Source organism: Frigoribacterium sp. AC512 (assembly GCF_979258295.1).
Genome location: NZ_OZ409850.1, coordinates 1,029,261 through 1,050,009 on the forward strand (window position 1 = coordinate 1,029,261; position 20,749 = coordinate 1,050,009).

Consider the following 20,749-nt stretch of genomic DNA (forward strand, 5'->3'; position numbering starts at 1 on the left):
ACGGAGGCGCGGGGCGGGTGTCCACGACGGGGGACTCGGGGCGTAACGGGCGACGTCGGCCCGCCGCGCTAGCGTGGGCGGCGGCCGCAGGCAGCACGCGACGGTCATCACGGACGAGAACGAACGAACGAAGAGGGCGGCACATGGCGAAGCGGGCACTGGTCACGGGAGCGAGCTCGGGCATCGGCGCGGCGACGGTCCGGCTGTTCCGGGCACGGGGCTGGGACGTGCTCGCGGTCGCCCGACGCGAGGACCGCCTCCGGGCGCTCGCCGACGAGACCGGGGCGAGCTGGTTCCGGGCCGACGTCACGAGCGACGACGACGTCGCGGCCCTGAGCGCGCACGTCGACGAGACCGGCCCGCTGCACGTGCTCGTCAACAACGCCGGCGGCGCCTTCGGCCTCGACTCGGTCGAGCACGGCTCGGTCGACGACTGGCGACGCATGTTCGAGGTCAACGTGCTCGGCACGAAGCGCGCCGTGTCGGCGCTGCTGCCCGCGCTGCGGCGAGGGGCCGAGGAGGCGGGCGGCGCCGACGTCGTGACGGTCACCTCCATCGCGGGCCACGTCGCGTACGAGGGCGGCGGCGGCTACAACGCGTCGAAGTTCGCCGAGCACGCGCTCGTCGCGGTCCTCCGCCTCGAGCTCGCGGGGGAGCCGATCCGGGTGGTCGAGATCGCGCCGGGGATGGTGCACACCGAGGAGTTCTCGCTGGTCCGCTTCGGCGGCGACCAGGCGCGGGCCGACGCCGTCTACTCGGCGGTGGAGGCGCCGCTCGTCGCCGAGGACGTCGCGGAGGCGATCGTGCACTCGGTCGAGCTGCCGGCGCACGTGAACCTCGACCTCGTGACGATCAAGCCGGTCGCCCAGGCCGCCCCGTACAAGATCGCGAAGGGACCGCTCCGGGTCAGCCGCGACTGAGGCCGGCGCCCGCACCCGTCTCGGGGCCGGTGCCCACGTCGCGGTCGAGAACCGGGTCGGCGCCGTCCTCGCGTCCGACCGTGCGCAGCAGCTCGGCGAGGTCGCCCTCGACGAGCCCGCGGATGCGCTCGTCCCGCCCGTCGTCGTAGTCCGGCGCGGGCGACGCGGCCCAGCCGAGCCGGTCGACCACGGTGCTGCCGACGTCGTCCCAGGCGCGCGACCTGGCCGCCTCGACGACCCCGCCGACGAACGCGTCGTCGTCGCGCCTCCTGGTCAGCTCGGCGGCGAGCGCCTTGGCGGTCGCCTCGCGGAGCTTGAGCGCGCCGGCGTCGTCGGTGCGGTAGTCGAACTGGTGCCTCGACTGGCCGTAGGCGCGGCCGGTCTGGCGGCGCAGGCGCCGCACGCGGGCGGCCCCGGCGAGCTGCTGCTCGGCCAGGCGGGCCATGTCGTCGCGGACGACCTCGGTGGCCACGTCCTCGTCGAAGGGCAGCGCCTCCTGCAGCGCTCGCCGGATGACGTGGTTGGTCGCCGAGACCACGAGGGCCGAGCGGACGATCAGGAGCCCCTCGTCGACCGACCGCTCGAGGGCGGACCGCTCGGCGCGGCGGCGCTGGCCGGGACCGTGGGGCACGGGCAGCCTCCTGGGGGACGGGCGTCGCGAGCGACGAGCGGGGGTGGTCGCGCACCAGGCTAGCCACGGACGGCCGAGGCTGTGACAGGGCGGCGGAGGGCTGTCTACGGTGGCGTCATGACCGCCTCCCCGCGCGACGCCTCACCGGTGTCCGCCACCGCGCCTCCTCTGCTCCGTCGCCCCTTCGTGCGTCAGCACTGGGGCGGCCTGGCGTTCGCGCACTGGCGGGTGGAGCCCGAGCGGGTCGCGCCGCTGCTGCCGCCGGGCACCCGGCCCGACGTGCACGACGGCTCGACGTGGGTCGGGCTCATCCCGTTCCGTCTCTCGGGCAGCGCGTTCGGGCCGCTGCCCGCCGTGCCGTGGGCGGGCTCGTTCCTCGAGACGAACGTGCGGCTGTACTCGGTCGACGACCTCGGTCGCCGGGGCGTCGTGTTCCGCACCCTCGAGGCGCAGAAGCTGCTGCCGGTGCTGGGCGCGCAGGCCGGTCTCGGCCTGCCCTACCGCTGGGCGTCGATGTCGAGACGAGACCGAGGAGGCGTCGTCGAGTACGCGTCCCGCCGCCACGGCCCCGGAGCGCGGCCGTCCAGCCGCCTCTCCGTCCGCCCGCTCGCCGACGAGGTGGTCGGCGACCCCCTCGCGGACTTCCTCACCGGCCGGTGGGGAATGCACGTGGCCCGCGGCGGACGCACCCGCTACTGGCCGAACGAGCACGCGTCGTGGCCGCTGCGCCGCGCCGAGCTCGTCGACCTCGACGACGAGCTCGTCGCCGACTCGGGGCTGCCCGGGGTCACCGACCGCGCACCCGACTCGCTGCTCTGGTCGGACGGGGTCGACACGGTGTTCGCGCCTCCCGGCGGGCGGTGGGAGGTGGCCGGCCGGTGACGGGGCGCGGACGCCGACCCGTCGCGGGCCGGTCCCTGCGCGGGGCTGCCACAGGCTGACGCGTCGTGGTCAGTCGACGTTGTTGTCGGGGTGCAGGGCCTCGAGATCGATGTCGTGGTCGATGATCGCCTGGACGGCTTCCGGGCTGGCGTCGAGTGCCGCCGAGAGGTCCGCGACGGGGACATGGGCGTCGACGGCGTCCTCCAGGGCGGAGACGGCGGCCGCGGCCGCGTCGTGGATGTCCTCGGAAGGGCTGGCCAGGAACGCCTGGACCTCCTCGCGAGCGGCGTCGGCGAGGGATCCTTGCTCGTCGGTGAGCGCTGCCGCAGTGAGGTCGACGGAGGGCAGTGAGGGGGAGGAGTCGCTCATGAGGCTGATCCTAGAGCTCACCAGCCCGCAGGCGACGTCGCACGACGCGGATCGGCTCGCCGGGGCTCCTCAGGCGCCCGAGTCCCGACGCGCGACGGGCGTCGCCGAGTCCGGCCCGGCCCGGTACGGTTGCGGGATGGTCTCCTCACCCGACGCCCCGTCCGACCTCGACCCCTCGTCGGCCGGAGCGGCCTCCGTCGTGGTGGAGGACGACGTGGCCGGCGACCCCGACGCGGCTGCACCCGCGTCCTCCGGATCCGGGTCTGCGTCCGCCGCCTCGGGCGAGCGCGAGGTCCTCGGCTGGCTCGAGTTCGGCGAGGCCGCCCGGCACCTCGCCCGCGACGTCGTGGCCGCCGACTTCACGCCCGACGTGATCGTCGCCGTGGCGCGCGGCGGGCTCGTGCTCGCAGGCGCGATCTCGTACGCCCTCGACACGAAGATGTGCGGGTCGATCAACGTCGAGTTCTACACCGGCGTCGACGAGCGCCTGCCCGAGCCCGTCCTGCTGCCGCCGACCCTCGACGCCCCGGCGCTGGCCGGCAAGCGGGTGCTCGTCGTCGACGACGTCTCCGACTCCGGCCGCACCCTCGCCCTCGTCCGCGACCTGCTCGCCGAGGTCGCCTCCGAGGTGCGCACCGTGTGCCTCTACAGCAAGCCGCAGACCATCCTCGAGCCCGACTTCACCTGGAAGCGCACCTCCCAGTGGATCACCTTCCCCTGGAGCGCCCTGCCTCCCGTGACCCGCGACGCCGGACAGGGGGACGCCTCGTGAGCATCCACCTGGTGGGCGGCGGCTGGGCGCCCGACGAGCCCGGGCTGTACGACCTCTTCGTCGCCGAGGCGGCGGTCCGCGGCCGCGCGGTCGGGCGCGACGTCCCCCGTGTCGGCGTCCTCGTCGTCGTGGCCGACGACTCGCCCTCCGAGGAGTGGCGCACCGGTTTCCCCGCCCTCATCGCGTCGGGCGGCCGCTGCGAGGTCGTCACGACCGTCGTCGAGGCCGGCGACGTCTTCGACACCCGGGTGCTCAGCGACGTCGACGGCCTCGTCGTCGGCGGCGGGCTGACGCCGGCCTACCTCGAGGCCGTGGCTCCGCTGGTCGACCAGGTGCGCCTCCTCGTCAGCGACGGCCTGCCCTACGTCGGGTTCTCGGCCGGTGCCGCCATCGCCGCCGACCGGGCCCTGCTCGGCGGCTGGCTGATCGGCGACGTCCCCGTCTGCCCGCAGGACGCCGCGGAGGACCTCGACGAGGTCGAGCTCGGCGAGGGCCTCGGCCTCGTCGACCTCGCCGTCGACGTGCACGCCGCCCAGTGGGGCACGCTCACGCGCCTGGTCGCCGCGACCGAGGCCGGCATGGTCCGAGGAGGCGTCGCGATCGACGAGCACACCGCCCTCGTCGTCGGGGAGGGCGCCCTGACCGTGCTCGGCCGCGGAAGCGTCTGGCGCGTCGAGCCGCAGGTCGACGAGCAGGGCGACGTCGTCGGCGTCTCCGTCGGCTCGCTGGGCGCGGAGTGATCGCGCGCCCGCTCGCCGACCTGGTGCACCCGAGCTGGGCCGAGGCGCTCGCGCCCGTCGCGCCGCTCGTCGCCGACATGGGCGAGTACCTCCGCGCCGAGGTGCGCGCCGGTCGCGGCTACCTGCCCGCCGGCGAGGCCGTGCTCCGCGTCTTCACGACGCCGCTCGACGAGGTGAAGGTGCTCGTCGTCGGCCAGGATCCCTACCCGACGCCCGGCCACCCGATCGGGCTCTCGTTCGCCACTGCGCCCGACGTCCGGCCCGTGCCGCGCAGCCTCGCGAACATCTACCGTGAGCTGCACGACGACCTCGGCCACCCGCCCGTCGCGCACGGCGACCTCACCTCGTGGCAGCGCAACGGGGTCATGCTGCTCAACCGCGTGCTGACGGTACGTCCCGGCGAGGCCGGTTCGCACCGCGGCAAGGGCTGGGAGCCCGTGACCCAGCGCGCCGTCGAGGTGCTCGCGGCCCGCGGCGGACCGCTCGTGGGCCTGCTCTGGGGGCGTGACGCAGCCTCCCTGGTGCCGATGCTCGGCGAGGTGCCGACCGTGCAGTCCGCCCACCCGAGCCCGCTCTCGGCGTCGCGCGGCTTCTTCGGGTCGCGGCCGTTCAGCCGGGTCGACGAGCTGCTCGTGCAGCAGGGCGGCACGCCCGTCGACTGGCGCCTGCCCGACCAGCCCTGAGCTTGCCGGCGCGGTTCAGGAACCCTCGGGCCGCGAGTCCTGCGACGTGCATGGTCCAGGACTCGCGTTCCCCCGTCGCGCGATCCAGGACCGATCTTCCTGAATGAGGAGGCCGCGGCGTGCCAGAGTGGGGACGTGCTCGAGGAGGAATACCAGCAGAGGCGGCAGCTGCCGCGCCAGCTCCGTCCTGCGCCGACTCCTGAGCCCGAGTTCTCGTTCGAGATCAGGCCGCTCGAGTCCGCCGACCTGCCGTACGTCCGCGAGATCCACTCCCACTACGTCGCCAACTCGAGCGTGACCTTCGACGAGAAGGCGACGACCCTGGCCGAGTGGCGGCGCAAGGCGGCCGTCGGCCAGAAGCTCGGCATGCCGTTCCTCGTGGCGGTCAGCCCGGTCGGCGAGGTGCTGGGCTACGCCCACGCGACGCCGTGGGGCGGCAAGGCCGCGTACCGGTACACGGTCGAGACGTCGATCTTCCTCCGGGCGGCGGCGACCGGCCGTGGCCTCGGCCGGGCCCTGCTGGAGGCGCTGGTCGAGGCCTGCAGGGAGGCCGGCATCCGCGAGATGATCGCGGTCATCGCCGACGCCAAGGCTGAGGCCTCGATCGCCCTGCACGCCCGGCTCGGCTTCGTCGAGGTGGGCCGGATGGGCCGGGTCGGCTTCAAGTTCGGCCGCTGGCTCGGCACGGTCACGATGCAGAAGTCGCTGAAGAAGCGTCGCCGTCGCGACTCCGCGCCGCGCGCCTGAGGGCCGAGCGCCCTGCGCCTAGGCTCGGGTGCGTGTTCGAACTCCACCACCTCAGCGCCCAGGAGCAGTGGGACTGGCTCCGCCGCGGCGAGGTCACGCCCCGTGAGTTGACCGACCACTACCTGGCTCGCATCGAGCGGCTCGACTCCGGATCCGGCGGCGACGGCGGCGCCGCAGACGACGGAATCGGCGCGTTCGTCGCGGTCGGGGCCGACGCCGCACGGGACCGGGCCGACGAGCTCGGGCGCGCCGGGCGCAGCACCGCCCCGCTGTGGGGCCTGCCCCTGGCCGACAAGGACCTCACCGACCGCGCCGGCCTGCCGACCGGTCTCGGCTCGCGGCTCTCCCGCGGGCGCGTCGCCGAGCAGGACTCGGAGATCTCCGCGGTGCTGGGCGAGGCCGGCGCGGTCAGCCTCGGCAAGACGGCGACGCCCGAGTTCGGCCTCACCGGCTACACGGAGCCCGTCGTCGGTCCCGTCACGCGCAACCCCTGGCGGCGCGACCTCGGCGCGGGCGGCTCGAGCGGGGGAGCGGCGGCTGCGGTGGCCGCCGGCCTGCTGCCGTTCGCCCCCGGCTCGGACGGTGGCGGCTCGATCCGCATCCCTGCCGCCATGACCGGGCTCGTCGGCCTCAAGCCCTCCCGCGGCCGGGTGCCGGCCCAGTCGGGCATCACGAGCCTCGGCGGCCTCGCCGTCGGCGGCCCGATCGCCCGCACCGTCGCCGACGCCGCGATGCTGCTCGACGCCATGGTCTCGCCCGACGGCCGCGCGCCACGCGACCACTTCGCCCTGCGGGCGCCCGGCTCGCCCGACGGGGCGTGGCTCGGGACCGCCGTCCGCGGCGAGGGACGGTTCCAGCTCGGGGTGCTGACGGCCAGCCCGTGGGACGACGCGTACGACGTCCGGGTCGACCCGCGCCTCCTCGGGGTGCTGCGCGACACCGCCGACCAGCTCGACGTGCTGGGGCACGGCGTGGACGACGCGTCGCTGCCCGACTCGGGCCCGGGGTCCCCGGACTACGCGGCCCTGTTCCGGACGATCTGGCAGGCCGGCGCGGCGGGCATCCCGGCCGAGACCGACGCCGACTTCGCCCTGCTCGAGCCGATGACGGCGTGGCTCGTCCGCCGGGGCCGCGAGGTCGGCGCCCGCGAGCTGGGCGCCGCCCTCGCCGGCCTCAGCGCCTACGAGCAGAGCGTCATCACGGCCTTCGACCGCTTCGACGCCGTGCTGACGCCGTCGCTCGCCCTGCTGCCGCCGGCCCTCGGCTGGCACGACGCCGACGACCCCGAGCGGGCGTTCGAGCAGCAGTGCCTCGTGTCGCCGTTCACCTCGTTCGTCAACGTCGCGGGCCTGCCGGCGATCACGCTGCCGGTGGCCGAGGTCGACGGGCTGCCCGCGGGGGTCCAGCTGATCGGCCGACCGGGTCGCGAGGACGTGCTGCTCGCGATCGGCGCGCAGCTCGAGCGCCGGCTGCGCTGGCAGCGGCGGCACCCCGACTGCTGGTGAGGCGCGCCGTCAGGGCCCGTCGAGGGTCGGCACCGACGCGATGAGCCGCCTCGTGTAGTCGTGCTGCGGCCGCCCGAGCACGTCGGCGGTGGCGCCCTGCTCGACGATCCGGCCGCCCTGCAGCACGGCCACCCGGTCGCTCAGGTGCTGCACGAGTCCGACGTCGTGCGAGACGATGAGCAGCGACAGCCCGAGGTCGTCGCGCAGCTCGGCCAGCAGGGCGAGGATCTGCGCGCGCACGGTCACGTCGAGCGCGCTCATCGGCTCGTCGCCGACGAGCAGGTCGGGCCCGTGCACCACGGCGCGAGCGAGGGCGACGCGCTGTCGCTGGCCGCCGCTCAGCTCGTGCGGCCACAGGTCGACGCCCCGGGGGTCGAGCCCGACACGGTCGAGCACGTCGGCGACCATGCGCTCGTGGTCGCCCGGCACGTGCAGGAGGCGCAGCGGCTCGGCCACGACGTCGCCGATCCGCATGCGCGGGTCGAGCGAGCTGTACGGGTCCTGCAGCACGACGCCCGTGCGGCGGCGCAGCCAGCGGAGGCGCGACGCGCGGTCGGGCCGCACGTCCCGCCCGTCGAAGGTCACCGTGCCGGCCGTCGGCCGGTCGAGCGCGAGCAGGAGGCGCACCAGGGTCGACTTGCCCGAGCCGGACTCGCCGATCAGCGCGACGCTCTCGCCCCGCCCGACGTCGAGGTCGGCCTCGACGAGGGCGTGCCGCACGGGCCCGGGCTGGAACGGCGACCGGCGGGGCAGCGTGAAGGTGCGCGAGAGCCCGCGGCCGCGGAGCAGCGGCCCGGCGCCGGCGTCGGGTCCCGTGTCGGCTCCGCCGTCGTCGTGCTGTGCGAGCGAGTCGGTCACGGTGCCCTCCAGGTCGTCGCGCGCGTCGCCTCGACCAGGCCGCGCGTCACGGGGTGAGCAGGCGAGCGGAGGAGGCGGGCGACCGGCCCGCTCTCGACCACGCGTCCCCGGGACAGCACCGCCGCCTCCTCGGCGACCTGTGCCAGCACCGCGAGGTCGTGGGTCACGAACAGGAGCGAGGCGCCGCGCTCGTCGACCAGCCGGCGGAACAGCGCGAGCACCTCGGCCTGGGTCGTCACGTCGAGCGCGGTCGTCGGCTCGTCGGCGAGCAGCACGGCCGGACGCGCGATGAGCGCCGTCGCGATGACGGCGCGCTGGCGCTGACCGCCCGACAGCTGGTGCGGCCACGAGTCGGCGACCGACTCGTCGAGCCCGACCTCGGCCAGGGCCTCGACGGCACGGCGGCGCGCGTCGGTCCGCGACACGCGGCCGTGCAGGCGCAGCGGCTCGGCCACCTGACGCCCGATGGTCATGACGGGGTCGAGGGCCGTGCGCGGGTCCTGGAACACGGCGGCGATCGTCGCTCCCCGCAACGGGGCGAGCTGCCGGTCGGAGAGGCCGACGAGCTCCCGGCCGTCGAGGCGGATGCTGCCCGTCACGACGGCCTGCGGCGGCAGCAGGCCGAGGACGGCGAGCGTCGTCATCGACTTGCCCGAGCCGGACTCGCCGATCAGGCCGAGCCGGGCGCCGTCCGCGAGGTGCAGCGAGACGCCGTCGACGACGCGGTGCCCGTCGATCGTCACGGTCAGGTCGTCGACGTCGAGGCTCACGAGGTCACTCCGGGGGAGGCGGCGGGGGAGTCGGCAGCGGCAGGCGCGGCCGTGGGGGCGGCCGGGGCGCCGGGGTCCACGGACAGGGCGGCACGTCGCCCGCCGCTGCGGAGCCGCGGGTCGGCGGCGTCGCGCACCGCGTCGCCCAGCAGGTTGAGCGCCAGCACGGTCAGCGTGATCGCGAGCCCGGGCCAGACGATCGTCCACGGGTGCACGCCGAGGAACTTCTGCAGGTCGGCGAGGAGGCGCCCCCACGAGGCCGTCTCGGCCGACGCCCCGTAGCCGAGGAACGACAGGCCCGCCTCCGCGAGGATCGACGTCGCCATCGCGAGCGACAGCTGCACGACGAACACCGGGGCGATGTTCGGCAGCACGTGCCGCAGCAGCACCGTCGCGGTCCCGGCGCCCGACGCGCGGGCGGCGGTGACGTAGTCCTCCCGGGCGACCCGGCGGATCTCGCTGCGGGAGACGCGGGCGATCGTCACCCCGTAGCCGAGGCCGGCGGCGACCACGACGACCCCGAGCGACCCGCCGAACGCCGCGGCGAGGGCCATCGCGACGAGGATGGTGGGGAACGCGACGAGCACGTCGATCAGCACGGCGACCGACTCGCGCACGATGCGGGCGGTCAGCGAGCCGAGGGCGGCCAGGCCGAGCCCGACGACGAGCGCGAGGAGGCCGGCCGAGACGGCGACGACCACGGTGGTGCCGCTCGCGGCCATCACGTAGCTGGCGATGTCGCGGCCGACGGCGTCGGTGCCGAACAGGTGCGTCCCCGACGGGGGCAGCCAGGCCGAGTAGGGATCCGTGCGGAACGGGTCGGTCGGGGTCCAGACCCGGCTGACCGCCGCGGCGAGGGCGACGAGCGAGAGCCAGGCGACGGCTGCCGCGCCCTGGGGTCGGCGCAGCAGGGCGCGCACGAACGAGCCGCGCCTCATCGCTCGACCTCGCGCAGCCGGGGGTCGAGCCGACGGTGCGCGACGTCGACGAGCAGCCCGACGAACAGGACGATCGCGGTGAGCGTCATCAGCTCGCCCTGGACCTTGGTGAGGTCGCGGCGGCCGACGTCGGTGACGAGCATCCGTCCGAGACCGGGCAGCGTGAAGAGCTGCTCGACGACGACGGCGCCCACCACGAGACCGACGACCTGCAGGCCGAGCACGCTGACGACGCTGAGCATCACGTTCGGCAGGCCGTGCCGGAGCAGCGCGCGGTCGAGCGTCATGCCCTTGGCCGCGGCGGCGCGGACGTAGTCCTGGTCGAGCGCGCCGATCGCGGCCGACCGGGTGAAGCGCAGCAGCACCGCACCCTCGATGATGCCGATCGTGAGGGCAGGCAGCACGAGCGAGCGGAGCGCCCGCCCGGGGTCCTGCCAGCCGTCGAGGGGCCAGCCCTGGGTGGGCAGCCAGCCGAGCGTCACCGCGAACAGGGCGATGAGGAGCATGCCGAGCCACACGGCCGGCACCGCGGCGAGCAGCTGCGAGCCGACGCCGACGACGAGGCCGACGGGTCGGCGGTGCCGGGCGGCGGCCCAGACGCCGGCGGGCACTCCGATCAGGAGCCCGAAGACCAGCGAGAGCCCCGCCAGCGGCAGGGTCACGCCGAGCTTCTCCGCGATCTCGCCGGCGACGGGGCTGCCCGTCACGAGCGACTCGCCGAGGTCGAGCCGCAGCAGGCCGGCGGCCCAGTCGAGGTACTGCGCGACGATCGGCCGGTCGAGGCCCAGCTGCTCGCGCAGCGCCGCGACCTGGGCGGGCGAGCCCGTCGTGCCCGCGATCGCCTGCGCCACGTCGCCCGGCAGGAGGCGGAGCGTCACGAAGATCAGCACGCTCGCGACCACGAGCCCCAGGGCGAAGAGGGCCGTGCGTCCGAGCAGGAACCGGGTCACTCCGAGACGGCCAGCGCGGACAGGTCGAGGCGGGTGCTGGTGGACGACGTCGGGAAGCCCGTCACGCCGTCGCGCACGGCCGTCAGCGTCGTGGCGGTGTACAGCCACTCGGCCGGGGCGTCCTCCGAGACGATCCGGGCGGCCTCGGCGAGCTGCGAGGCGGCGACCTCGGGGTCGGTCGCGGCCAGCGACTCGGCGTACAGCTGCTGGACGGGAGCCGAGTCGTAGCCCCAGTAGTAGGTCGGGTCGGCCCAGTTCGAGAAGTCGTGGGTCTCGGCGTGGTTCACCATGCTCAGCTGGAAGTCGCGCGTGCCGCCGTCGGCGGGCGGCGCGAGCACGTCGTTCAGCCACGTCGTGAAGTCCACCTGCTGCACCGTCAGCGTGACGCCCACGTCGGCGAGCTGGGTGGTGAGCACGTCGCCGATCGCGGCGGGGTAGAAGTTCGCGTACTCGAGCGTGAGGTCGAGGTCGTCGGCGTGGCCCGCCTCGGCCAGGAGCTGCTTCGCCTGGTCGGGGTCGTAGGCGTCGACGTCCGTGAGGTCCTCGTAGCCGGGGTCGAGCTCGGGGATCGGGCCGCCCTGGTCGACGGCCGAGCCGCCGACGGCCGCGATCAGCGCGTCGTTGTCGACGGCCATCCGGATCGCCTGGCGCACCCGCGGGTCGGTGAAGGGGGCGACGGCGTTGTTGAAAGCGAGGGTGTACTTGTCGGTCGTCTGGCCCTTCTCGACCGTGATGCCGTCGACGCCGTCGAGCTGGGAGGCGAGGGTCGCGTCGACCGCCGTCTGCACGTCCAGGTCGCCCGAGAGGGTCGCGTTGATCGCGGCCGAGCCGTCCGTCACGTACCGGAACACGACCCCGGCGACGCCGGCCGCCTCGCCCCAGTAGTCGGCGTTCCGGTCGAGGCGCAGGTTGTCTCCCTGGGTCCACGAGGCGAGGGTGAAGGGCCCGGTGCCGTTGGCGGTGGTCGAGAGGTCGTTGGTCGCCGCCTGCTCGAGCACGAGCCCCGCACGGCCGGTCAGCGCGAACAGCAGGGCCGAGTCGGGCTGGGACAGCGTGAGCACGACGGTGTCGTCGGCGGGGGAGCTGATGTCGGCGACCGAGGCGAGGTCGGCGTGGCCCGCGAGCGACTCGTCGTCGGCGACCTGCTGCAGCGACCACACGACGTCGGCCGCGGTCATCGCGGCGCCGTCGTGGAACGTCACGCCGTCCTGCAGCGTGAACGTGTAGGTCAGGCCGTCCGCGCTGATCGTGTGCTCGCTCGCCAGCACGTCGACGATCTCGTTGTCCTGCGTGCGGCCGACGAGGCCCTGGTAGACGTTGTCGATCAGGACCTGGTCGAGGGCGATGCCGGAGGTGGTGCGGACGTCGAGGTCGGAGGGCTCGAGCACGAGGCCCACGGTCACGGTCGCGTCGGAGCCGCCGTTCGGGGCGTCGGAGCCGCCCGCGGTGCACCCGGCGAGCAGGGCGAGGGAGGCGGCGGCGGCGACCACGGGGACGAGGAGGCGGGAGGGGCGCATGGCGGTGGAGGTGCCTTTCGGGAGCGGTTCGGGTCGGCGTGCACCGTCGCTCGTGGCGACCTGCACGCTCCGGTCGAAGGAGGACCGTCGTCGCTTGTGGACGTCGGGCCACGGCTGGCACGTCGTCGCTGCCGGACTGACGCGCCGCCCCTCGCCCCCAGGTCGCTGCCGGACCCGTGGACGTCAGAGAATCTACTACACCGGGGTCGGCCCGGGACCGGGCCGCGCGTGCGCCCCGTGCGGCGGTGCCTGTGCACCTGCCGCGAGCGCAGGCCGTCGAGTGGCGGATGAGGCAAGCCTCACCTACATTGGGCGGGACATGTTCCTCGACTTCGCCGACCCGCCCCTCCCGTACGACGCGATCCGCGTCCTCTTCGCGGGCGACGCCTCCTCGGTCCCCACCCTGCGCGCCATGCTCGCGGCGCTGCCGATCTGCGCGAGGGGCCAGGTCTTCGTCGAGGTCGACACCGCGGCCCAGATCGAGGAGCTTCCGTCGCCCGGCCGCGTCACGGTCACCTGGCTCGCCCGCGACCGTCGCTCGGGTGCGCCCGGCAGCGGACTCTCCTGTGCACCCGGCGAGGCGCTCGAGCGCGCCGTCCGCGCATGGCTCGCCGAGATGTACGTCGACACGGACTCGCTGGCCGAGGCCGAGCACCTCATCTGGCTCGGGGGCCCCGAGGGCTTCGCGTGGGACCTCCGCCGCGACCTGCACGACACGGTCTCGCCCCACCAGGGCGTGTCCTCCGACCGGGGCGCGACCGCCGTCTGAGCGTGCGCCTCCTCGGCTCGTGGTCGACACCTGTCGTTCGACGTCGAGACGGCTCCTGACGACTTAGGTAAGGCATGCCTTAGGCTCAACTGGTGACGATCACCGCAGAGGCCCCGCCCGAGGCCCGCCCGAAGCCCGCCCACCGCCCGTACCGGGTGCGCGTCGCGGCCCTGCGGGCCCTGAGCCCGCACTTCGTCCGCGTGACCTTCACCGGCGACGACCTCGCCGACTTCGGCGTCGACGGCCTCGACCAGCGGATCAAGCTGGTGCTGCCCCTCGAGGCCACCGGCTACGACACGTTCCCGACCGACGACTGGTGGCCGTCATGGCGGGCGCTCCCCGCCCAGGAGCAGAACGCCTTCCGCACCTACACGGCCCGCGCCGTCCGACCCGATCTCCGCGAGGTCGACGTCGACTTCGTCAGCCACGGCGACCAGGGAGCCGCGGCGTCCTGGCTGGCCCGCACCCGTGTCGGCGACGAGGCCATGCTCATCGGGCCCGACGCGACGAGCGGGGTCACCGGCAGCGGCGTCGAGTGGGCGCCCGGCCACGCCTCGACCGTGATGATCGCCGGCGACGAGACCGCCGTGCCCGCCATCTCGTCCATCGTCGAGTCGCTGCCGGCCGACGCCCGGGGCTGCGTGTTCCTCGAGGTGCCGACCGCGGACGACGTGCTGCCGTTGGTCGCGCCGTCGGGCGTGACCGTGCACTGGTTGCCGCGCGCCGGCAGCGGGGCGTCAGCCGCCGACGCGGCAGCGGACGCCCGCGCCGACGCCGCCTACGGTGCTCCGCTGCAGACCGCCGTCCGAGCATGGACGGCCCGCTACGTGACCGCGTGGCACCGCGGCGTCGACCTCGAGGAGGTCGACATCGAGCACGAGATCCTCTGGGACGTCCCGCAGGGCGAGGCGCCGCACGGCGCCGCCTTGCAGGGAGAGCTCTACGCCTGGCTCGCGGGCGAGGCGGGCGCGATCAAGGCGCTGCGACGGTTCCTCGTGAGCGAGGTCGGCGTCGACCGCCGCCAGGTGGCGTTCATGGGCTACTGGCGGCTGGGGCGCGCCGAGATGTGACCCTCGGGCGGCGCCCGGCGCCGCCCTTCGGCCACGCCGCGGCGCCGCCGCTCAGACCTGGGGGTCGACCCCGACGATCTCGCTCGTGCGGTCCCAGAGCGCCTCGGCCAGCTGGTCGTCCTGCGCGTGCCGGTGCAGGCGGCCGTGCGGCTTCAGCTGGTCGAAGTAGGTGCCGTTCTCGACGCTCACCGAGCTCGGGCCCGACAGCTGGATCAGCGGCACGGCGCCGGCGTGTGCCGAGATGCCGTAGTTGCCGTTCGAGAGGACGTTCGCCATCCGCCACATCGGCGACGACGAGCCGAACGACGTCTTGACGATGCCGGGGTGGAACGAGAACGCCTCGAGGCCGGTGCGCCGGGCGAGCTCGCGGACGAACAGGATCGTCTCGATCTTGCTCGTGCCGTACTGGCGCCAGCCGCCGAGCCAGGGCCGCTTCGCCCAGTTCAGGTCGTCGAGCCGGACGCTGCCGAACAGGTTGGCCACGCTGGCCGTCGAGACGACCCGGCCCGAGCTCTCGAGCAGCCGGGGCAGCAGGAGGCGCGTCAGCAGGAACGGCGCCAGGTGGTTCGACTGCAGGATGCGCTCGTGCCCGTCGTGGCTGAGGCCGCGCTCGCTCACGAGGCCGCCCGCGTTGTTGGCCAGCACGTCGATGCGCGGGTACGCCTCGAGCAGCTCGTCCGCGAGACGGCGGACATCGTCGAGACGGTCGTAGTCGGCCAGGAAGGCGCGACCGCCGACCTGGTCGGCGACGGCGCGGGTGCGCTCGGCGTTGCGGCCGACCACGGCCACCTGCGCGCCTCCCGCGGCCAGCTCGATCGCCGCCTCCCGGCCGATGCCGCTGCTTGCTCCGGTGATGATCACGGTGCGGGTCATCGATAGCCGCCTTCCTCGAGGCCTGCCTCGATCTCGAACCTGTTCGTCAGCGGGTCGCTGCCGGCCAGGAAGTACAGGAACGGCATCAGCATGCCGTACTTCTGCCACTGCCTCACGTGGACGGCCTCGTGCTGCAGCACGCGGGGCCCGTCGTTGTCGCGGGTCAGGTAGACCCGTCCGACGCAGGTGCCCCCGCGCTTGAACGCCCAGCGGGGGAGGCCCCGGCAGACGATCAGGTCGCCGACGACGCGCACCCGACCGACGCTGAGCGGCACGCCGACGGCGAGTCCGACGGCGGTCGCCCAGGCGCAGCCGAGGCGCGAGATCGGCGAGTCGAGGAGGGGGTTCCTCACGGACGCCCGTAGGCGTCGAGCAGGCGCAGCCAGATCTCGCTCACCGTCGGGTACGCGGGGACGGCGTGCCACAGGCGGTCGATCGGCACCTCGCCGACCACGGCGATCGTGGCGGCCTGGAGCAGCTCGGCGACGTCCGGCCCGACGAAGGTCGCGCCCACGATGACCTTGCGGCTCTCGTCGACGACGATCCCGGCGTGGCCCTCGTAGTCGTCCGAGTGCAGGGCCGACCCGGCGACGCCGGCGAGGTCGTAGTCGACGACCTTCACGTCGATGCCGCGCTTCTCGGCAGCGTCAGCGGTGAGGCCGACGCTCGCGACCTCGGGGTCGGTGAAGGTGACCTGGGGCACGGCGGCGTCGTCGGCGGTGGCGACGTGCGCGCCCCACGGCTCGGTCTTCAGCTCGCGGCCGAAGGCACGGGCGGCGATGACCTCGCCGGCGGCGCGGGCCTGGTACTTGCCCTGGTGCGTCAGCAGCGCACGGTGGTTCACGTCGCCGACGCCGTAGAGCCAGTCGGTGCCGTGCACGAGCAGCGTGTCGTCGACCTGCAGCCAGTCGCCGGGCTCGATCCCGACGTTCTCGAGGCCGAGGTCGGAGGTGCGCGGCACGCGACCCGTCGCGACGAGGATCTCGTCGGCGATCACGACGCTGCCGTCGTCGAGGGTGACCTCGACGGTGTCGTGCTCGGTGCGGAGCACGGAGGCGGGGGACGAGCCGACGCGCACGTCGACGCCTCGCTCGCCCAGTGTCTTGCCGACCAGCTCGCCGGCGAAGGGCTCCTGGCCGCCGAGCAGGCCGCTGCGGGCGATGACCGTCACGGTCGAGCCGAGGCCCTGGTAGGCGGTGGCCATCTCGAGGGCGACGACGCCGCCTCCGACGATGACGAGGCTCTGGGGCACGGTCTGCGCGCTGGTCGCCTCGCGGCTCGTCCAGGGACGCGCCTCGGACAGGCCGGGCACGTCGGGGAGCAGAGCGGTGGAGCCGGTGGCCGCGACCACGGCGTGGCGGGCGGTGTGGACCGTGCCGTCGACCGTCACCTCCTTGACGCCGGTGATGGTCGCGTGGCCGCGGAGCAGGGCGATGCCCGCGCCCTCGACCCAGTCGGCCTGCCCCGAGTCGTCCCAGCCGCTCGTGAACGAGTCGCGTCGGCGCAGCACCGCGGCGACGTCGACGTCGCCGGTCACGGCCTGGGCGGCGCCGCCCACGGACTTCGCGGCCCGGATCACCGAGGTGGAGCGCAGCAGCGCCTTCGACGGCATGCAGGCCCAGTACGAGCACTCGCCGCCGATCAGCTCGGCCTCCACCAGGGCCACCTCCAGCCCGCTGCGGGTGGCGTAGTCCGCCACGTTCTCGCCGACCGCGCCGGCTCCGATCACGATGAGGTCATAAGTCGTCATGGGTCAGACGGTAGTCCCGAGGGCCTGTCACGCGCCGGGGGGAGTTCTCTGGGCGCACATGAACGGTCGCTGTACGATTTCTGAGTACTGCGTGACAGGTGGTGACGAGGGGGAGCCCGAGGCGTACGGTGCTGGAAACGGCGCAGACAGCGCCTGTAGCGAGGAGGTCACCATGGGACTCGACGACAAGATCAAGAACGCCGCTCAGGACATCGCCGGCAAGGCGAAGGAGGCCATCGGAGACCGCAAGGGCGATGACAGCCTCAAGGCCGAAGGTCAGAAGGACCAGGCCGGCGCGTCCGCCAAGAAGGTCGGCGAGGACGTCAAGGACGTCTTCAAGTAGGTCGATCCGCCTCGTTCTCGAGCCCGTCTCCCCTCAGGGGGAGGCGGGCTCCTGCGTGTTCCCGGGGCACGGGGCGTCCGGCCTCGTCGTCGTCCGTGCCGAGCGGGCGAGACGAGGAGGCGTCAGTCGCCCTCGTACTCTGCCGTCGTCCTCGAGAGGAACGCCTCCATGCCTCGACGCGCGTCGCCGGACTGCATGAGCCGCACGAGCTCCGGCTGCAGCCTCGCCTCCGCGGCGGCGTCGCCCTCGCGCACCGCGAGCCGGGCGTTCGCCAGCGTCGCCTGCACGGCCAGCGGTGCCTGGGCGGCGATGCGGCGGGCGAGCTCGAGGCCGCGGGCGCGGGCCTCGCCCTCGGGGACGACCTCCTGCACGAGCCCGATGCGCCGCGCCTCCTCGGCGTCGAACAGGTCGCCGGTGAGCATCCAGCGCATCGCGTCGCCCCAGCCGACCCGGCGGGGGAGCCGGATCGTGGCCCCGCCGAACGGCAGGATCGCGCGGCTCACCTCGATCTGACCGAAGCGGGTGCCGACCTCGGCCACGACGACGTCGCTCGCGAGGGCGAGCTCGACCCCGAGCGTGAGGCAGGTGCCCTGCACGGCGGCGACCACGGGCTTCGTGAGCTGGCGCCCCTCGACCTGCCACGGGTGCAGCCCGCCTTCGGGGACCACGTCGAGCCCGTCCTCGCCGACCGCCGGGGCGACGTCGCCGAGGTCGAGGCCCGCCGTGAAGTGCTCGCCGAGGCCGACGAGGAGGCCGACCCGCAGGTCGGGATCGCGGTCGAGCAGGCCGTAGGCGAGCGAGAGCTCGCGGAGCATCCGCAGGTCGGCCGCGTTCCGCTTCTCGGGGCGATCGAGGCCGATGACGAGCACGTGCCCGTCGCGCTCGACGGAGACGCGCGGCCGGTCGTCGCCCACCGCGTCGTCGCTCGCCGCGCCGTCGTTCATCGGGCCAGTGCCCCGACGACGCGGAGGATCGTGCCCATGTCGTCGGCCGCGGCGGCCGCGTCGACCGGGGCGAACGAGCACAGGCCCGCGCCGACGAGCGGGAAGCGCTCCTTGAGGGCAGTGATGGTCGCGATCAGCACGGCCGGGTCGAGGCCGAACGGCACCGGCTCGAGCAGCCCGTCGACGACGCCGGGGTCGAGCACGTCGAGGTCGACGTGCACGTACACCTCGGTCGCGCCGGTCGCGGCGACCGCCTCGACCACCTCCTCCGGGGTGAGGTCGAGCGACGACACCGTGCGCACGCGGCGGCTCTCGACCCAGGTGTCCTCAGCGTCGTCGTAGGTGCGGCACCCGGCCAGGACGATCCGGCCCGGCTCGAGACGCCTCGCGCCGGGGCCGGCCTCGAGGGCGCCGAGCTCGTCCGTGCCGTCGCCGGTGAGGGCCCGGAGGACCATCCCGCTGAAGGCGCCGCTCTCGCTGGTGCGGGGGCTGTGCAGGTCGGGGTGGGCGTCGAACCAGACGACGGCCGTGTCGGGTCCGAGGGCGTGCTGCACGGCGGCGTACTCGACGCCGCAGTCGCCGCCCACGACGAGGGCGGGCGACGCCTCGGCCTCGAGCTCGCGGCGGAGCGACGCGGCCACGGCCACGACCGACGAGAACCTGTGGACGCGGGTGCCGAGCGAGTCGCCGGCGCCGACCGGCACCTCGACCAGGGCGGTCGACTTCGCGGGCAGGTCGCCGAGCACGGCGTACGCCCCCTCGGCGAGCCGCATGGCCCTCGACGACGGAGAACCCTGCCACTGGGGGACCACGACGAACCTCATGCGCGTGAGTCTGGCACAGGGCGGTCCGCCGAGCGCCGGATCGCGTTCATCCCCAGGGCCTGCTCACCCGGGCCACGACGCGCTCGAGCGGCCCGCGGCCGAGGAACCGGCGCCAGAGGACGGCCCAGGCGATGGTGAGGACGACGGCCGCCACCAACCAGCCGAGGGGCAGGCCGTAGCGTCCGCCGTCGAGGCGGTAGAGCGTGAAGAGGGGAGCGGTCAGCACGAGGTGCGCCGAGTAGATGGTGAGCGGCTGGCTCCCGACGGCGGCGAGCGGTGAGAGGCCCGTGGCGACGGCTCGTCCGGCCGCCCAGGCCGGCCGGGTGGCGAGCAGCAGCAGGCCGACGACGGCGAGGGCCGTGCCGCCCGAGCCGACGATCTCCGCCGGTGCGCCCTCGTGAGCGGCCGGGTCGAGGGCAGGCCACGAGGAGGCGCCCGGCAGCCACCGGGACCCGTAGCCGACGACCGCCGCCACGACGCCCCCGACCAGCAGGACGACCGCCGTGCGCGGCCGCCGCAGGTCGCTCCGCGCGGCGACCAGGCCCACCAGCAGGAACGGCAGCCACACGAGCGCCGGGTACGAGCCGACGAGCAGGGCGTCCTGGGCGAGCCCCGCGACCCCTCCCGCGAGAGGGCTGCCGAGGGTCGTCACGGGCACCTGGTCGGCGAGCCACGGGGCGCCGACCGTGACGACCGCGGCCAGCGCGAGCAGCACGGGGCGCGGGGCGAAGAGGACGACGGCGAGCAGCGCGAACATCACGCCGTAGTAGGGGAGGATGACGAGCACGTACTCGTTCCAGGCCTGCAGCACGAGGCCGAGCAGCACGAGGATCGCCGCCCGGATCAGCACGGAGCCGACGACCGGGGCGCGGCCGCCTCGTGGCGTGGGGCGCGAGCCGCCCGACGAGAGGCCCAGCGAGATGCCGGCGAGGGTGGCGAACAGGATCGCCGACCGGCCGTCGAAGACCCGCTCGTCGAGCTCGGCCCGCGGCCACATGTGCGCGGCGAACATGCCGAGCACCGCCAGCCCCCGCGCGACGTCGACGGCGACGACGCGCGACGCCCCGCCGCCCGGCCGGTGCACGGCGGGAGGCGGGGCGAGGGAGCCGGAGGCGGTGGTCACGCGTCGAGGGCGCCCAGCTTCAGGGCGGCGAGGCGAGCGTCGACCTCGGTCTGCTGGTCGAGGTCCTCGAGGCCCTCGAACTGCGCGTCGAGGCTGGACGCCGCGAGCTCCTGCTGGCCGAGCACCTTGGCCTCCTCGCGTCGGACCTTGTCCTCGAAGCGGCCGATCTCGCTCGTCGGGTCGAGGACGTCCATGCTGCCGAGGGCGTCGGCGACCTGCGACTGGGCCGCCGCGGTCTTCGAGCGGGCGATCAGCTCGTTGCGCTTCGAGTCCAGCTGGTCCAGCTTCGAGCGCATCCCGGTGAGCCCGGCCTTGAGCTTGTCGACGACGACGGTCTGGGAGGCGATCGTCGGCTCCGCGTCCTTCGCCTCCTTCTCGGACGAGATCTGCTTGCCGAGGGCGACCTTCGCGAGCGCGTCGAACTTGTCGGCGTCGGCGGCGTTGCCGGCGGTGCGGAGCTGGTCCGCCTTGTTGCTCGCGGCCAGGGCCTTCCGCTCCCAGTCGGCGGCCGCGGCGACGTCCTCCGCGTGGTCCTGCTCGAGCAGCCGGAGGTTGCCGATGGTCTGCGCCACGGCCGACTCGGCCTCGGCGATGCTGTTGGTGTAGTCGCGCACCATCTGGTCGAGCATCAGGGCAGGGTCCTCCGCCTGGTCGAGCAGGGCGTTGATGTTGGCGCGGGTCAGCTGTGCGATCCGGCCGAAGATGGACTGCTTCGCCATGGTGGTGTCCTCTCGTGGGTGGTGCGTCGGTCCCGCCGGGCGGCGCCCGCCG

Annotated in this window: 24 protein-coding genes; 10 read left to right on the forward strand and 14 right to left on the reverse strand. The window is 74.5% G+C overall.

What is annotated here, in order from left to right:
- The first annotated feature begins 143 nt into the window (after positions 1-143).
- Positions 144-920, forward strand: coding sequence for an SDR family oxidoreductase (locus ACZZ97_RS04660; RefSeq protein ID WP_463472413.1), 777 nt, complete (start codon positions 144-146; stop codon positions 918-920).
- Here ACZZ97_RS04660 and ACZZ97_RS04665 read toward each other — a convergent pair.
- The gene (locus ACZZ97_RS04665) at positions 907-1,551 is read right to left on the reverse strand and encodes a hypothetical protein (protein WP_463472414.1); all 645 of its coding nucleotides are present in this window, start codon (positions 1,549-1,551) and stop codon (positions 907-909) included. The genes ACZZ97_RS04660 and ACZZ97_RS04665 overlap by 14 nt on opposite strands.
- A gap of 117 nt (positions 1,552-1,668) precedes the next feature.
- On the opposite strand from ACZZ97_RS04665, the gene ACZZ97_RS04670 reads away from it, so the two are divergent.
- Complete coding sequence (locus ACZZ97_RS04670; RefSeq protein WP_463472415.1) at positions 1,669-2,433, forward strand: YqjF family protein; 765 nt, start codon at positions 1,669-1,671, stop codon at positions 2,431-2,433.
- Between the two features lie 69 nt (positions 2,434-2,502).
- On the opposite strand, the gene ACZZ97_RS04675 is transcribed toward ACZZ97_RS04670, so the two are convergent.
- Positions 2,503-2,802 (reverse strand): hypothetical protein, encoded by a 300-nt coding sequence (locus ACZZ97_RS04675; protein WP_314100945.1) that lies wholly within the window; start codon positions 2,800-2,802, stop codon positions 2,503-2,505.
- A gap of 214 nt (positions 2,803-3,016) precedes the next feature.
- On the opposite strand from ACZZ97_RS04675, the gene ACZZ97_RS04680 reads away from it, so the two are divergent.
- The 5 genes from ACZZ97_RS04680 to ACZZ97_RS04700 all read left to right on the forward strand — a co-directional run bounded on the left by ACZZ97_RS04680 (position 3,017) and on the right by ACZZ97_RS04700 (position 7,249).
- Positions 3,017-3,574, forward strand: a complete 558-nt coding sequence (locus ACZZ97_RS04680; RefSeq protein ID WP_463473761.1) for a phosphoribosyltransferase — start codon at positions 3,017-3,019, stop codon at positions 3,572-3,574.
- Positions 3,571-4,314: a Type 1 glutamine amidotransferase-like domain-containing protein gene (locus ACZZ97_RS04685; protein ID WP_463472416.1), complete on the forward strand. Its 744-nt coding sequence runs from the start codon at positions 3,571-3,573 to the stop codon at positions 4,312-4,314. Before ACZZ97_RS04680 ends, ACZZ97_RS04685 begins: the two co-directional genes overlap by 4 nt.
- A complete protein-coding gene (locus tag ACZZ97_RS04690) occupies positions 4,311-4,997 on the forward strand; it encodes a uracil-DNA glycosylase (RefSeq protein WP_463472417.1) in 687 nt (228 codons plus the stop codon). Before ACZZ97_RS04685 ends, ACZZ97_RS04690 begins: the two co-directional genes overlap by 4 nt.
- 135 nt (positions 4,998-5,132) lie before the next feature.
- Positions 5,133-5,744, forward strand: coding sequence for a GNAT family N-acetyltransferase (locus ACZZ97_RS04695; protein WP_463472418.1), 612 nt, complete (start codon positions 5,133-5,135; stop codon positions 5,742-5,744).
- 32 nt (positions 5,745-5,776) lie between these two features.
- Positions 5,777-7,249, forward strand: a complete 1,473-nt coding sequence (locus tag ACZZ97_RS04700) for an amidase (protein WP_314100952.1) — start codon at positions 5,777-5,779, stop codon at positions 7,247-7,249.
- A gap of 9 nt (positions 7,250-7,258) precedes the next feature.
- Here ACZZ97_RS04700 and ACZZ97_RS04705 read toward each other — a convergent pair whose 3' ends face one another.
- From ACZZ97_RS04705 to ACZZ97_RS04725, 5 genes are all read right to left on the reverse strand, one after another.
- Positions 7,259-8,002 (reverse strand): ABC transporter ATP-binding protein, encoded by a 744-nt coding sequence (locus ACZZ97_RS04705; protein ID WP_463473762.1) that lies wholly within the window; start codon positions 8,000-8,002, stop codon positions 7,259-7,261.
- Positions 8,003-8,103: 101 nt separating this feature from the next.
- Positions 8,104-8,877 carry an ABC transporter ATP-binding protein gene (locus ACZZ97_RS04710; protein ID WP_463472419.1) on the reverse strand — a complete coding sequence of 258 codons (774 nt, stop codon included), beginning with the start codon at positions 8,875-8,877 and terminating at the stop codon, positions 8,104-8,106.
- Entirely contained in the window at positions 8,874-9,815 is a 942-nt protein-coding gene (locus tag ACZZ97_RS04715; protein WP_463472420.1) for an ABC transporter permease, read from the reverse strand. The genes ACZZ97_RS04710 and ACZZ97_RS04715 overlap by 4 nt, the downstream gene beginning before the upstream one ends.
- On the reverse strand, positions 9,812-10,765 hold the full coding sequence (locus tag ACZZ97_RS04720) for an ABC transporter permease (protein WP_463472421.1): 954 nt from the start codon (positions 10,763-10,765) through the stop codon (positions 9,812-9,814). The genes ACZZ97_RS04715 and ACZZ97_RS04720 overlap by 4 nt, the downstream gene beginning before the upstream one ends.
- On the reverse strand, positions 10,762-12,282 hold the full coding sequence (locus tag ACZZ97_RS04725; RefSeq protein ID WP_463472422.1) for an ABC transporter substrate-binding protein: 1,521 nt from the start codon (positions 12,280-12,282) through the stop codon (positions 10,762-10,764). Before ACZZ97_RS04725 ends, ACZZ97_RS04720 begins: the two co-directional genes overlap by 4 nt.
- A gap of 319 nt (positions 12,283-12,601) precedes the next feature.
- Between ACZZ97_RS04725 and ACZZ97_RS04730 the strand changes: the two genes are divergently transcribed.
- Positions 12,602-13,051: an SIP domain-containing protein gene (locus ACZZ97_RS04730; RefSeq protein ID WP_314100960.1), complete on the forward strand. Its 450-nt coding sequence runs from the start codon at positions 12,602-12,604 to the stop codon at positions 13,049-13,051.
- A gap of 92 nt (positions 13,052-13,143) precedes the next feature.
- Complete coding sequence (locus ACZZ97_RS04735) at positions 13,144-14,121, forward strand: siderophore-interacting protein (protein WP_463472423.1); 978 nt, start codon at positions 13,144-13,146, stop codon at positions 14,119-14,121.
- A gap of 51 nt (positions 14,122-14,172) precedes the next feature.
- On the opposite strand, the gene ACZZ97_RS04740 is transcribed toward ACZZ97_RS04735, so the two are convergent.
- Genes ACZZ97_RS04740 through ACZZ97_RS04750 form a run of 3 tightly spaced genes read right to left on the reverse strand, consistent with a single transcriptional unit; the run spans position 14,173 to position 16,744 of the window.
- Positions 14,173-14,994: an SDR family NAD(P)-dependent oxidoreductase gene (locus ACZZ97_RS04740; protein WP_463472424.1), complete on the reverse strand. Its 822-nt coding sequence runs from the start codon at positions 14,992-14,994 to the stop codon at positions 14,173-14,175.
- Entirely contained in the window at positions 14,991-15,347 is a 357-nt protein-coding gene (locus ACZZ97_RS04745; protein WP_463472425.1) for a Fe-S oxidoreductase, read from the reverse strand. The genes ACZZ97_RS04740 and ACZZ97_RS04745 overlap by 4 nt, the downstream gene beginning before the upstream one ends.
- Entirely contained in the window at positions 15,344-16,744 is a 1,401-nt protein-coding gene (locus ACZZ97_RS04750) for a dihydrolipoyl dehydrogenase family protein (RefSeq protein ID WP_463472426.1), read from the reverse strand. Before ACZZ97_RS04750 ends, ACZZ97_RS04745 begins: the two co-directional genes overlap by 4 nt.
- A gap of 172 nt (positions 16,745-16,916) precedes the next feature.
- Between ACZZ97_RS04750 and ACZZ97_RS04755 the strand changes: the two genes are divergently transcribed.
- A complete protein-coding gene (locus ACZZ97_RS04755) occupies positions 16,917-17,087 on the forward strand; it encodes a CsbD family protein (RefSeq protein WP_123546355.1) in 171 nt (56 codons plus the stop codon).
- A gap of 122 nt (positions 17,088-17,209) precedes the next feature.
- Here ACZZ97_RS04755 and ACZZ97_RS04760 read toward each other — a convergent pair whose 3' ends face one another.
- From ACZZ97_RS04760 to ACZZ97_RS04775, 4 genes are read right to left on the reverse strand one after another with little or no spacing between them, the layout of a single operon-like run.
- Positions 17,210-18,031, reverse strand: coding sequence for a crotonase/enoyl-CoA hydratase family protein (locus tag ACZZ97_RS04760; RefSeq protein ID WP_463472427.1), 822 nt, complete (start codon positions 18,029-18,031; stop codon positions 17,210-17,212).
- On the reverse strand, positions 18,028-18,855 hold the full coding sequence (locus ACZZ97_RS04765) for an arginase family protein (RefSeq protein WP_314100969.1): 828 nt from the start codon (positions 18,853-18,855) through the stop codon (positions 18,028-18,030). The genes ACZZ97_RS04760 and ACZZ97_RS04765 overlap by 4 nt, the downstream gene beginning before the upstream one ends.
- Before the next feature lie 46 nt (positions 18,856-18,901).
- Positions 18,902-19,978: a DUF418 domain-containing protein gene (locus tag ACZZ97_RS04770; RefSeq protein ID WP_463472428.1), complete on the reverse strand. Its 1,077-nt coding sequence runs from the start codon at positions 19,976-19,978 to the stop codon at positions 18,902-18,904.
- Complete coding sequence (locus ACZZ97_RS04775) at positions 19,975-20,697, reverse strand: PspA/IM30 family protein (protein WP_192041916.1); 723 nt, start codon at positions 20,695-20,697, stop codon at positions 19,975-19,977. The genes ACZZ97_RS04770 and ACZZ97_RS04775 overlap by 4 nt, the downstream gene beginning before the upstream one ends.
- Positions 20,698-20,749: the final 52 nt, after the last annotated feature.